The 12,672-nt window shown below is 59.5% G+C and carries 12 protein-coding genes; 8 read left to right on the top strand and 4 right to left on the bottom strand.

Features of this window, described 5'->3' with window-relative positions; translation table 11 throughout:
- The 3 genes from HQL44_17565 to HQL44_17555 form a co-directional block, all read right to left on the bottom strand.
- Nucleotides 1-556: hypothetical protein (locus tag HQL44_17565; GenBank protein MBF0270392.1), on the bottom strand; the 556-nt coding region annotated here is incomplete at its 3' end.
- Nucleotides 557-758: 202 nt separating this feature from the next.
- Nucleotides 759-1,406: a TRIC cation channel family protein gene (locus HQL44_17560; GenBank protein ID MBF0270391.1), complete on the bottom strand. Its 648-nt coding sequence runs from the start codon at nucleotides 1,404-1,406 to the stop codon at nucleotides 759-761.
- A gap of 40 nt (nucleotides 1,407-1,446) precedes the next feature.
- The gene (locus tag HQL44_17555; GenBank protein MBF0270390.1) at nucleotides 1,447-2,025 is read right to left on the bottom strand and encodes a hypothetical protein; all 579 of its coding nucleotides are present in this window, start codon (nucleotides 2,023-2,025) and stop codon (nucleotides 1,447-1,449) included.
- Between the two features lie 354 nt (nucleotides 2,026-2,379).
- On the opposite strand from HQL44_17555, the gene katG reads away from it, so the two are divergent.
- On the top strand, nucleotides 2,380-4,584 hold the full coding sequence (gene katG / locus HQL44_17550; protein ID MBF0270389.1) for a catalase/peroxidase HPI: 2,205 nt from the start codon (nucleotides 2,380-2,382) through the stop codon (nucleotides 4,582-4,584).
- Nucleotides 4,585-4,648: 64 nt separating this feature from the next.
- On the opposite strand, the gene HQL44_17545 is transcribed toward katG, so the two are convergent.
- A complete protein-coding gene (locus HQL44_17545; protein ID MBF0270388.1) occupies nucleotides 4,649-5,116 on the bottom strand; it encodes a MarR family transcriptional regulator in 468 nt (155 codons plus the stop codon).
- Nucleotides 5,117-5,221: 105 nt separating this feature from the next.
- Here HQL44_17545 and HQL44_17540 point away from each other — a divergent pair, with 105 nt between their 5' ends.
- From HQL44_17540 to yqeC, 7 genes are read left to right on the top strand one after another with little or no spacing between them, the layout of a single operon-like run.
- Nucleotides 5,222-6,268 (top strand): FAD binding domain-containing protein, encoded by a 1,047-nt coding sequence (locus HQL44_17540; protein MBF0270387.1) that lies wholly within the window; start codon nucleotides 5,222-5,224, stop codon nucleotides 6,266-6,268.
- An 11-nt stretch (nucleotides 6,269-6,279) separates the two neighbouring features.
- Complete coding sequence (locus HQL44_17535; protein MBF0270386.1) at nucleotides 6,280-6,825, top strand: (2Fe-2S)-binding protein; 546 nt, start codon at nucleotides 6,280-6,282, stop codon at nucleotides 6,823-6,825.
- Complete coding sequence (locus tag HQL44_17530) at nucleotides 6,822-9,182, top strand: molybdopterin-dependent oxidoreductase (GenBank protein ID MBF0270385.1); 2,361 nt, start codon at nucleotides 6,822-6,824, stop codon at nucleotides 9,180-9,182. Before HQL44_17535 ends, HQL44_17530 begins: the two co-directional genes overlap by 4 nt.
- Nucleotides 9,183-9,200: 18 nt before the next feature.
- A complete protein-coding gene (locus tag HQL44_17525; protein MBF0270384.1) occupies nucleotides 9,201-10,523 on the top strand; it encodes an AMP-binding protein in 1,323 nt (440 codons plus the stop codon).
- Nucleotides 10,523-11,125, top strand: coding sequence for a nucleotidyltransferase family protein (locus tag HQL44_17520; GenBank protein ID MBF0270383.1), 603 nt, complete (start codon nucleotides 10,523-10,525; stop codon nucleotides 11,123-11,125). Before HQL44_17525 ends, HQL44_17520 begins: the two co-directional genes overlap by 1 nt.
- Before the next feature lie 35 nt (nucleotides 11,126-11,160).
- Entirely contained in the window at nucleotides 11,161-11,919 is a 759-nt protein-coding gene (locus HQL44_17515) for an EF2563 family selenium-dependent molybdenum hydroxylase system protein (protein MBF0270382.1), read from the top strand.
- Nucleotides 11,906-12,661: a putative selenium-dependent hydroxylase accessory protein YqeC gene (gene yqeC, locus HQL44_17510; protein ID MBF0270381.1), complete on the top strand. Its 756-nt coding sequence runs from the start codon at nucleotides 11,906-11,908 to the stop codon at nucleotides 12,659-12,661. The genes HQL44_17515 and yqeC overlap by 14 nt, the downstream gene beginning before the upstream one ends.
- Nucleotides 12,662-12,672 lie beyond the last annotated feature (11 nt).

Genomic DNA, 12,672 nt, shown 5'->3' with positions numbered 1-12,672 from the left:
TGCGTTCTGCCGCCCAGTTCGCGGCAATCTTGCTCAGCGTGTTCGTGGCCGTCGTCATCTGCTTGCCGCCCGTCATGGCGTGGGGAATGTGTTTCACGGCCCCGGGATCAAGCCCCATGCTTTGGGCGGCAAGCCTGAACTCCTCGTCAAAGGGCCGGTGGTCGCCAACCAGCTTTGTGCTGTCAATTGTCAGATCGACAGAGATTCCGCTCTGCTCCCACAGCCAGAACGTCTCCTTCATCTTCTCGGCATAGCGCTCGTCGGCATGGCTGGCGGCGGTGGTCAGCTTATCGAGCGCCGCTGCAACCTTGGATGAGGGCCAGTCCTTTGGGATGCCGAAATGCTCGGTCAGCTTTTCGCGGATCGGATCAGGGGGCGTGATCAGCTCGTAGAAGCGCACCTGCGCTTCGGCCAGTCGGCGCTTTGCTTCCTTGGGATCGCCGGTTTTTAAGGACCATGCCATCTCCTTTTTGCCCAGCCGCTTCTGCTCACTGGCCGGAACATAGAACCGGCACCAAAAAACCCCGCCTCTTTCGTACAGATTATCGACCGCCATGGGACCCTTCCGCCCTCTTATCGGGACAGCAACTGGGACAAATATCGGGACAGCGCCCGTCCCCTAACATGGCGGTTTATCTAGCGTTTTGCAATGTCGGAAGAAAATGTCCCGATGGCGTCCCCTAGGGGAGGGGGACAGAAAGCAGCCAGTGCCCATCTTCTTCCTGCATGGCGCGCCAATTAAATCAAGTGGTTAATCATCACACCCGGTCATCCGGCCTTCTGATCAGGGCGCGGGCGGCCCGCGTCCGCCAGCCGAATTTGACAGAGGCAAGCCGGATCAGCAGCACCAGCCATATTCCCGCCAGCGCCGCCCACTGGGCCGCGATCCCCAGCCCCACCACCAGCGCGGCGAACAGGGCCGCGCCCGCGAAGGCGGCGGCTGCGTAGAATTCGCCGGGATGAAACACAAGCGGTTCCTCGCGGGTGATCAGGTCGCGGATCACGCCGCCTCCCACCGCGTTGATGACGCCAATCAGCAGGGCTGGCACCCAGGATAGACCTGCCAACAACGCCTTTTGCGTTCCGACCATGGCGTATAGCCCGAGTCCGAGGGCATCGGCCAACAGGAAAATCAGGGCAAGGCGGTTCAGCATTTCTCCCAGCGTCAGGCTGAGGATCACGGCCACCAGCACGGTGATCAGATAATGCGGCTCGATCACGGTCGGCATCTGCTGCAGAAACAGGCCGTCGCGCAGCAGGCCGCCGCCCAGTCCGACCACCAGGGCCAGGAAGAAGACTCCGACGAAGTCATAGCCTTTGCGCATGGCGGTCAGTCCGCCGGTGATCGCAAAAAAGAAGGTCGCCGCCAGATCGAAGACCAACGGCAGGGTGAATTGTCCCGTCATATCGCCCTCGCCAATAGCGTTTCCATTAGAGCCTCCTGCGCTAGACGCCTTTGCGCCCAAAGACCTTGCGGCCCGTTTGCGGCGGCGAGGCGCTTGGCGGGGCGGCGTCAGGTTCAGGGGAAGAAGATGCCGCAGCTCTTGCCTGCCACTCGCGCGCCAGGGCTATGTATTTGTCGAGGCGGTTTCGCTCGTCTGGATCGTTATTGCCTGCGTTGGACAAGAAAATCTCGCCGAGTTCCTGAAAGTTCTGAATCATGCGGTCGCCGCAATGGCTGTTCTTGAAAGCGGCATCCACCATGAATCCAGCGCGAATCAGGTGGGATGGCTGGTTTCCATAGGATGCGATCTGCTCTTCTCGGCTTTTCATCTCACTTGCAAGGCGCTCGGCAGTAAGGCGCGTACCGAAGGTCAGATTGTAAAGGTCGGTCTTGGCAGGCGAATCTGCGCCGCCAGCGGTCATGAGAAAGAGAAAGTAGAATTGCAGATCGAAAAAGATTTTCCCAAGATCATCGTTGCCGGGCATCGTTTCGGCAAGGCGAAGTCCCTTGCCAGACATCTCGGCAACATCATCTCGAATTTGCCGAATGATGGCGAGCAGGCGTTCGGCTGCTTCATGCATGTATCAGCGCCTCGGTTCAATTCTTGGCCGCAACCCTTCACGCCATCTTAGGCTGAGACGGCCGTTTTCCGCCAGATCATACAGGCCTCGCCAATGGATACCCTGTCTGATACTCCTCATTCTTTCAGCTAAATCGAAACGATCGATCAGTCTAACTTTAATAATCAATTTTACTTATCTGATTGAAAAGAGCTAACTCTCTCCAGCCCCTATCGGAGTGGATCGCTTGTTTCCTGTCGCTGCGGGCAAGAATGCGCTGTCGTTCCTTCGCCAAGACGGCCAACGAAGCCGCAATGCGCGTCCGGGAAGATAGTGCAGTCGCTTGAGGTGAACCCCAAATGAGGAGAGAGTGCCATGGACAAAAACGGCCAGCAGAACGCCGGTAAATGCCCGGTGATGCATGGGGTCCGCCCCAACGCTGTTTTCGCGGGACGGTCAAACAAGGATTGGTGGCCGAATCAGTTGAACCTAAAAATTCTTCATCAGAATTCTGCCCTGTCCGATCCCATGGACGCAGCGTTCAACTATGCCGATGAGTTCAAGAAGCTCGACCTGCAGGCGGTTAAGCAGGACCTGTTTGCACTAATGACCGACTCGCAAGATTGGTGGCCTGCCGATTGGGGCCATTACGGCGGCCTGTTCATCCGCATGGCATGGCATAGTGCGGGCACGTATCGCATTTCGGATGGGCGCGGCGGCGCGGGGCACGGCAACCAGCGTTTCGCCCCTGTCAACAGTTGGCCCGACAACGGCAACCTGGACAAGGCGCGCCGCTTGCTCTGGCCGATCAAGCAGAAATACGGCAACAAGATTTCCTGGGCCGATCTTCTGATTCTGGCCGGCAATTGCGCCCTGGAATCGATGGGCTTCAAGACCTTCGGCTTTGCCGGTGGGCGGGAAGATATTTGGGAGCCGGAAGAAGACATCTATTGGGGCGGCGAAGCCGAATGGCTTGGCGACAAGCGCCATAGCAGCGATCACAAACTGGAAAATCCCTTGGCCGCCGTGCAAATGGGACTGATCTATGTGAATCCGGAAGGCCCCAACGGCAGTCCCGACCCGATCGCCTCGGGCCGCGACGTTCGCCAAACCTTCGCGCGCATGGCGATGAATGATGAAGAGACCGTGGCCCTGGTTGCGGGCGGGCACACTTTCGGCAAGGCTCATGGCGCTGGCGATCCCAAGCTGGTCGGCCCGGAACCGGAGGCGGCTCCCCTTGAAGAAATGGGCTTGGGTTGGAAAAACAGTTTGGGCACCGGCAAGGGCGTGCACACAACGACCAGCGGTATCGAAGGGGCGTGGAAGCCCAATCCGACGAAATGGGACAACGGCTATTTCGACATGCTCTTCGGCTATGAATGGACCTTGGTGAAAAGTCCCGCCGGTGCCTGGCAGTGGCATGCCGCCGGAGTGCGGGAGGAACACATGATCCCCGACGCCCACGACCCTTCGAAGAAGCACCGGCCGATGATGACCACGGCGGACCTGTCGCTTCTCTTCGATCCAATCTATGAACCGATCGCCAGGCGCTTTCACAAGAATCCCGATCAGTTCGCCGATGCCTTCGCCAGGGCTTGGTTCAAGCTGACCCATCGCGATCTGGGTCCGCGCTCGCGCTATCTGGGAGCGGAAGTTCCGTCAGAAGTCTTGCTGTGGCAGGACCCAGTTCCAGCCCTTGACCATGAGATGATCGACGCCAAGGACATTGCGGCGCTCAAGGGCAAGATAATGGCTGCGGGCCTGTCGATTTCCCAATTGGTGACGACCGCTTGGGGATCTGCGGCGACCTTCCGGGGTTCGGACAAGCGTGGTGGCGCCAACGGGGCGCGCATCCGCCTTGCCCCTCAGAAGGATTGGGAGGTCAACCAGCCTGTTCAGCTTGCCAAAGCGCTGGCCGCTTTGGGGGGGATTCAGAAGGAATTCAACGCGACGTCAGGCAAGAAGAAAGTATCGTTAGCCGACCTGATCGTTCTTGGCGGCTGCGCCGCCATCGAGGCGGCTGCCAAAAAGACCGGGCATGACATCGACGTGCCCTTCGCTCCAGGTCGCACCGATGCTTCGCAAGCTCAGACGGATGTCGATTCCTTCTCCGTGCTGGAACCCAAGGCGGACGGTTTCAGGAATTACCTGAAAACGGATCGCCCAGTTGCCGCCGAGGAATTGCTGATCGACAAGGCGCAACTGCTGACGCTGACGGCGCCGGAAATGACGGTTCTTGTCGGCGGGATGCGGGTGCTGGGAGCCAACCACGGCCAATCTTCGCATGGCGTTTTCACGGATCGCCCGGGCACGCTGACCAACGACTTCTTCGTGAACCTGCTTGATATGGGCACGGAGTGGAAGGCTGTTTCGGATGCGAAAGACTTGTTCGAGGGCCGCGAGCGCGCCAGCGGCCAGGTTAAGTGGACGGCAACGCGCGTCGATCTTGTTTTTGGGTCCAACTCGCAACTGCGCGCACTTGCCGAGGTCTATGCCCAGAGCGATTCACAGAAAAAGTTCGTCAAGGATTTCGTGGCCGCCTGGAGCAAGGTCATGAACGCCGACCGTTTCGATATGTAATATCGGCGCAAAGACGTCCGGGCGCTGCTGGTTCTAATCCGCGTTCGGGCGTCGGTTGCTCTTCTCAATCGAACGCTTTGGATATCCGCCGCATCAGGCCGATCAACAACTGTCTTTCGCCCGGCGCCAACACCTTGTCCATGCGCCGCTCCTGCTCTTCAACCAATTGGGTCGTGCGGCGCAGCCTCTGCTCTCCTTGACGGGTTAGGTGCAGGGCGAAATAGCGTCCGTCCTCGGTTTGGCGACGGCTTTCGATCAGGTCCTGACGCTTCAAGTCGCGGATGGCCAAGGAAAGAGTCGATTTATCCAGATTGTGTAATGCCGCCAGAGTGATCTGGTTGATTCCGGGATTGGCGCCGATCAGGGTCAACAGGCTGAATTCGCCGGGCGTCAGGCCCACTTCCTCCGTAATCTTTGTAAAGTCACGGAAAATCGCCGACTGCGCCTGGCGGGTCGTATAGCCGATATAGTCGCGAAGCCCGGCAAAGTTCACGCCGTTCAGAGTTTCGGTTAAGGGCTTTTTGGCCTTCATGGGTCAGTGATAGCCAATTTGAGGGGTTTATTCAACGGGCGGTAGGCGTATGCGCTAACCCAATATAGTTTGCACTTCAAACTATATTGGGTTAGGCTTGGGGAAATGATGATGGTCGGCAATGAATGCCGCCAAGCCGGAGGACGCGACATGATTTTGTTCGAGTTCGAACATGAAAACCCCGTCCTGGCCGAGGATGCTGTTGCCCGCCTGCATGAGATCGAGGCCGAAGCGCGTTTCATGGCGGGCGGCACCGATCTGATCCCCAACATGCGCATCGGCATCGCCAAGCCAGCCCATGTGATCAGCCTGACCCGCATTCCGCGCGAGCCGATGGCGGTTGGCGCGGACGGCTGGTTGAGGATCGACGCGCTGACCACATTGTCCGAAATCGAGCACAGCGCTTTGGTGGTCGGGGCTGCCCCCATTCTGGCGGCCAGCGCCCATACGGTGGCGGGAAACCAGATAAGGCAACGCGCGACCTTGGGCGGCAATCTGTGCCAGGAAACCCGCTGCCTTTACTTGAACCAGCAGCATGACTTTCAGTTCGTCGAACCTTGCTACAAAAGGGGCGGCGACTGCTGTTACCCATTTCCAAAGAATAAGAAGGAAGTTTGCTGGTCGGTCTATATGTCCGATATCGCGCCCGCCTTGATGGCCTGGGGCGCCGACGTCACGGTGCTGGGATCGGGCGGCGAGGTGAGAATGCCCATCGAAGCCTTGTTCACGGGCGACGGTTTGCGGCCAATGACGCTCAATCCCGGCGAGATGCTGCGTTTTGTTCACATGCCGCCCGCCAAGCCGCACATGGGTTGGGGCTATCACAAATCGACCGTGCGCGGCGGTTTGGAATTCGGCATTGCCGTGATGGCGTTGACGCTTCGCCTTGAAGACGATCTTGAAACCTGCGCCGAAGCCAGTATCGCCATAGGCGCGGTCAATGAAGGACCGGTGAAACTGGTCGATACCGTGTCGGCCATGATTGGCAAGAAACTGACCAAGGCGGCGCTGACGGAACTGGCGGACATGGCCAGCCGGGAAATCAACCCGCTGCCGCACCATGGTTTCTCGAAACCATATCTTCGAGACAATATCCGCGTCCATTTAAGGCGCGCCATGCAGACCGCCCTTGCCCGCGCCCAAGAATCATAAGAGGTCAGGCCATGCTCGATTCTCCCAATAATGCCGTCGTAACCGCCAAGGCGCGGCCAAAGCCTCGCCTGGTCACGCTTGCCATCAATGGCGAGACGCATGAAGTGATGGTCCGCCCGCATGTCATGCTGCTGGAAGTGATCCGCGATCATGTGGGCCTGACCGGCACCAAGGACGGCTGCGAATCCGGCACCTGCGGCGCTTGCACGGTGCTGCTTGAAGGAAAACCCATTCTGGCCTGCATCACGCTGGCCGTCGAATGCGACGGCATGCATGTGCAAACTATCGAGGGCTTGAGTGAAAACGGCAAGCTGTCGGATTTACAGGAAGCCTTCCTAGACCAAGCGGCCACGCAATGCGGCTTTTGCACGCCGGGCGTCATCATGTCGTCGAAGGCGCTATTGGACAGCAACCCAAAACCTTCAGTGCCCGAGATCAAGAAGGCGCTGGAAGGCAATCTGTGCCGCTGCACGGGCTATAATTCCATCGTCGACGCCATTCTCCAATATTCGGGGCAAGGGGTCGAACCTTTGATGAAGAAGGATGACGCGCCATGACCGATCTGAAATTCATCGGCCAGAATATGCGGCGCAAGGATGGCCCCGACAAAGTGTCGGGCAAGGCCGTCTATACCCAGGATGTGAAATTGCCTGGCATGTTGATCGGGCGCGTGCTGCGCAGCCCGCACCCGCATGCCCGCATTGTTCGCATCGACACCACGAAGGCCAAGGCGCTGCCCGGCGTCAAGGCCGTGATCACTCATGAAGATACGATCGGCGTTCGCCATGGTTTTGTGGAAACGCCGCGCTATCCGGCCGATCAGGATGTGCTGGCCAAGGACAAGGTGGCGCATGTCGGAGAGGAAATCGCCGCCGTCGCCGCCGTCGACGAGATCACGGCGCAAAAGGCGTTGGAACTGATCGAGGTCGAGTACGAGATACTGCCTGCCGTCTTCGATGCCGAAGAGGCGATGCGCCCAGGTGCCCCGGCCATTCGCGCCAGCCATCCAAAGGTACTGGAAGATCTGGCGAACATCGCGGGCAAGACCGAAACAGAATGGGGCGATGTCGAGGCGGGATTCGCCCAAGCCGACTATGTGCGCGAAGACCGGTTCGAGAACCAACTGCGCACCCACGGCTATCTGGAACCCCAGGTTACGCTGGCTCACTGGGAGTCCGACAAGCTCAATGTCTGGACATCGTCGATGGGCACGTTCATCAAACGGGCCAAGCTGTCGCGCACGCTGGGCCTGCCTTATTCGCAGGTGCGCATCCATAAAACCTATGTCGGCGGCACGTTCGGCGGCAAGATCGATCTGTATTCGCACGAATATTGCGCGGCCCGTTTGTCGATGCTGACCGGGCGTCCGGTGCGCATCACCGCCAGCCGCGAGGAAATCTTCTCGGCCTATCGTCACAGCCAAACGCTGACCATCGAACTGAAGACCGGCGTCAAAAAGGACGGCACCATCCTGGCCCAGCGCGTGCGCATCATCAACAATGCGGGCGCCCATCGCGGCAGCGGCGTGGTGGTGATCTTCCTGGCCTGGGGCTTCATCATGGGTCCTTATCGCATCCCCAATCTGAAATACGAAGGTTACGCGGTCTATACCAACCACACGACTCGCGCCCCACAGCGCGGGCACGGTGCGCCCAAGGTGCGTTTCGCCATCGAATCCCAGCTTGACATGATCGCCGAACATCTGGGCATCGACCCCGTCACCATCCGCCTGCGCAACGCCCGCGGACCTTGGGAAGAGTTGCCCAACAAGGACAACACCCACGAGGCGGGGCTGATCGACTGCATCAAGGAAGTGGCGGCGAAAAGCGACTACCTCAACAAATGGCGGCAAGGCAGGAAGCAGCCCGAACCTTCCAGCACCATCCGGCGCGGCATCGGCATGGGTGTGACCACCTATATGAGCGGAACGCTGATCTATCCCAACGGTTCTGGCGTCATCGTGAAGTTGAACGATGACGGGTCGGTGATCGTGCTGACCGGCGCCTTGGATGTTGGCCAAGGGGCGGAAACCGTGATCACCCAGATCGTGGCCGAGGAATTGTCGATCGGCATGAACGACATCAAGCTGATCGCCTCGGATACCGACACCACGCCGCAGGATATCGGGGCCTGGATCAGCGGCATGACCTATGTGACCGGCAACGCCACCCGTCAGGCGGCGACCAACGCCCGCGAGAAGATATTGAAGGTGGCGTCCGAGGAAATGGACGTGCCGGTCGAATATCTGGGCGTCGAGAACAAAAGCGTTTACAACCTGGCCGATCCCCAGCAGCGCATGACCTATGCCCAGGTCTTTTCCGCCAGCGTCGCCAAGCATCGTGGCGACACCATCGTCGGCGAGGGGTTCTGGCGCACCATGCGCGACGAACCGACCCATCCCAGCCTAGCCACCACCAAGGGTCGCTGGACCGAGAATTACGCCTTCAGCGCCCAGGTGGCCGAAGTCGAGGTGGATATCGAAACCGGCGAGGCCCGCCTGATCCGCGCCTATACGCTTCACGATTGCGGTTTCCCGGTCAATCCCGGTCTGATCAAGGGCCAAGTGGATGGTCAGGTGTCGATGGCGCTGGGCCAGGCTTTCATGGAAGAGGTGATGACCAAGAATGGCTATACCTTGAATCCAAGTTGGCTGGATTACCGCATGCCGCTGATACACAATATGGCGGCTTCCGAGGACGCCGAGGTGATCACCGAACAGTACCGGATCGGCAAGCCCTATCGCACCAAGGAAGTCGGCGAGGGGCTGGTTTCCGGCGTGCTGGCGGGAATTGCCAATGCCATCTACGATGCTACCGGCGTGCGCATGACCTCGGCCCCCTTCACGCCGGAAAAAATCCTGGCCGGGCTACGCAAGCTGGAACGCGAAAAGGCCAAGGAGCTTGTCTCGCAATAAAAACAGGGGAGAAGGGACATGACAGGGGAAAATATGCTGTGGCGGCCCGAGGAAGAACGCCTGTCCGGGGCGGCGCTTCTCGACCATCAACTGGGCCTGCTGCGCGAACGCCTTCATTATGTATCCGACCGCAGCCCCTTCTATCGGCGCAAGTTGGGCGAGGCGGGGCTGAAACCCGCCGATGTCAAAAGCCTGGACGATGTGCGGCGCATTCCCTTCACCGTCAAGGACGAGATGAAAGACAGCCAAGCCGCCGCCGAACCCTGGGGCGACTTCCATTGCATCTCGCAGGAAGAGGCGGTGCGCGTCTTTCAAACATCGGGCACCACGGGCCGCCCCATCCGCATCATGCTGAACAGCAAGGACTGGCACGAAAATTATTATCAGCAATTCATGCATTACCGCTGCGGCTATGGGCTGACGCCCAAGGACGTCGCCTTCTTTCCCTTCAATTACGGTCTTTACGTCGCATGGTGGGGTTTCCAATCCGCCATGGAAAAGGCCGGGCTGATGGTGTTGCCGGGCGGCGGGCAAAGTTCCAAGGACCGGCTGCGCAACATCCTGGATTGGGGTGCGACCGTGGTTTGCGGCACGCCTTCCTATCTGCAATATCTGGCCGAGATGGCCATCAAAAGCCAGATGCCGCTTGCTGAAAGCCCCGTCAAGCGCATCGTGGTGGCGGGCGAGCCGGGCGGCAGCATTCCCGCCACCCGCAAATTCCTGGAATCAGCCTGGGGCGCTGAATGTTTCGACGATGTGGGATCGACCGAAATCGGCAACTTCGGTTTCGAATGCACGGCGCATAATGGCCTGCATGTGATCGAGGGCATGTATCTGGCCGAGGTGCTGGACCCGGAAACACTACAGCCGGTGGCCGAAGGCGAGGTGGGCGAGTTGGTATTGTCGAACCTATGTTGCGAAAGCGTTCCCCTGATCCGCTACCGCACCCGCGATCTTGTCCGCGCCAGCACCAAGCCCTGTTCTTGCGGCAGATCCAGCATGCGTCTTGAAGGTGGCATTCTGGGCCGTTCGGACGACATGTTCCAGTTTGCAGGCGTCAATATTTTCCCCTCGCAAATTCAAGGCATCTTGCATGGCATCAACGAATTGTCGCAAGAATTCCAGTTGGTGATTCCCAAGTTGGGTAGTGGCCGGCATCTGGTCATTCGGGTCGAACCGGCCAGCGAGACGATCGGCAAGGCGGACCTTCAGCGCGCCCGCGACTATCTGGTCGAGACCGTGAAATACCGCATCACCGTAACGCCCGAGATCGAGATCGCGGAGCCAGGAAGCCTGCCCCGTTCCGAAGGCAAGTCCAAACGCGTGATTCGGGAAAGCTGATGAAGCAAGTTGCAGGCGTCATTCTGGCAGCGGGGGTTTCCAGCCGCTTTCCAGGCGGCAAGCTGCAGACGCGCTTTCAAGGCGAGGTGGTCCTGCGCCGGATCGTGAAGGCGGCCCTGGACTCCTGCCTTTCGCGCATCGTCGTCGTGCTGGGCCATCAAGCGCCCGAGATGATCGACTTGCTGGGCGATCTGCGCGCTTCTGAACGGCTTGAAATCGTCGTGAACGCCGACTTCCAAAAGGGGCAGAGTTCTTCCATCAAGAAAGGGTTGGCGGCCTTGGGCCACGGCGTTCAGGCCGTCATGTTCCTGGTTGCCGATCAGCCTTTGCTGACCGGATCGATCATCGACGATCTGGTCGCTTGCTTTCAAGCCAAGCGGAAAAACATCTGTCATCCGATGGTGCAAGATCAGCGGCGAAACCCGGTCATTTTCTCAAACGCGTTGTTTGACGAACTGATGAAACTTAATGCCGACCAGGGAGGGCGGCGCGTGATCGACGCCCATCCCGACGATGTGGCCGTGATGAACTTCTCCGATCCCCGCCCCTTCGCCGATATCGACACGCAGGCGGATTTCGATCTTCTGGAGGCGCGCTCGTGATATCGCCCCGCATTCTGATCAAGGGAGCGGGCGAGATGGCCAGCGCCGTGGCGCATCGCCTGTTCATGGCCAACATGAAACGCATCTGCATGATCGACCTTGAAAATCCGTTGGCGGTGCGAAGGACGGTTTCCTTTTGCCCGGCCTTAGAATCGGGGCAAGCCATGGTCGAAGGCGTTGCGGCGCGATCCGGCGCAAGCATGACCGGGCTGGATGCCATTTGGGCGGAGGGCCATATCGGCGTCGTGCTGGCGGATCGCTGGCATCAAGCGCCTTTCTTTTTTCCCGATGTGCTGATCGACGCCATTCTGGCCAAGCGCAATCTGGGAACCGAGATTAGCCAAGCTGGGCAGGTGATAGCGCTTGGCCCCGGATTTTCTGCTGGGCGGGACGCGCATCTGGTCATCGAGACCAATCGTGGCCACGATCTGGGTCGCATCATCGAAAATGGTTCAGCCGCACCCAATACCGGCATTCCGGGTTCGATTGCCGGATTTGCCGCCGAACGAGTTCTAAGAGCGCCCGTGGCCGGCGTTTTCGCCGCGACAAAGGAGATCGGCGATAGGGTGCGAAAAGGCGAGATTGTGGGGCGCATCGGCGCTGTCGAAGTGTCGGCCCCCTTGGATGGCGTGGTGCGTGGGCTGATTCGCGGCAACACGATGGTGAGTGCGGGCCTTAAGATCGGCGATATCGATCCCAGGGGCGACGCCAGCTATTGCCATACGATATCGGACAAGGCGCGCGCCATCGCGGGCGCCGTTCTGGAAGCTGTGCTGCGCCATGCCAATCATTGAAGATTTGGGCCTGCAAGGCTCCCGGGTGATCGCCGTGGTCGGAGCCGGGGGCAAGACCAGCCTGATCCGCGCCATTGGCAGGGCCTTCCATGAGCGCGGCCAGCGCGTGCTGGCGACCACCACGACCAAGGTGGCGGCGGAAGAATTTGATCAAGACTGGCGCTGCGTGCGCAATGAAGGCCCGTCCTGTTTGTCTGACCATGATTTTGCGGAACCGCTTTTTACCTATGCGGGTACATTGCCGGAGCTTGGAAAATGGACGGGGCTGGACGGTTCCGACATTGACGCCATCGCCAAGGCGGGACTGTTCGACCGCATCCTGATCGAAGCCGATGGCGCCAGAAGATGCGCCGTAAAAGCGCCTGCCCCGCACGAGCCGGTCATTCCCGCCTCGGCGGACACGGTCGTTCTGGTGGCAGGGCTTGGCGCCATGGGCAAGGCTGTGACCGACGATGTGGTGTTCCGCTCGCAGATCTGGTCGCAACTGGCAAGTGATGTTGTTGCTCCTGAAGGCTTGTGGACCATCGCCACCGACGAGCGCGCCTATGGCCGTGCTTTGAAACCGGCGTGCCACCGCGTTCTGTACCTTAATCAGGACGACGCGCCGGGAAGTATGGAAGCTGTTCGCCAGCTGACGGCCATCGCTAGCGAGAAGCCCGCCTTTTTCCATATTCTGGCGGCGGGAAGGTTGAAACCGGTTCCCGCAATCAGTTGGGTCTGGACCGCAAAGCGGGTAAGCTAAAGATCAATCAA

The organism is Alphaproteobacteria bacterium (assembly GCA_015231795.1).
In the GTDB taxonomy this organism is placed as follows: Bacteria; Pseudomonadota; Alphaproteobacteria; order Rhodospirillales; family WMHbin7; genus WMHbin7.
Note: the sequence above shows the minus strand (reverse complement) of the source record. Positions and strands in the feature narration are given on the sequence as shown.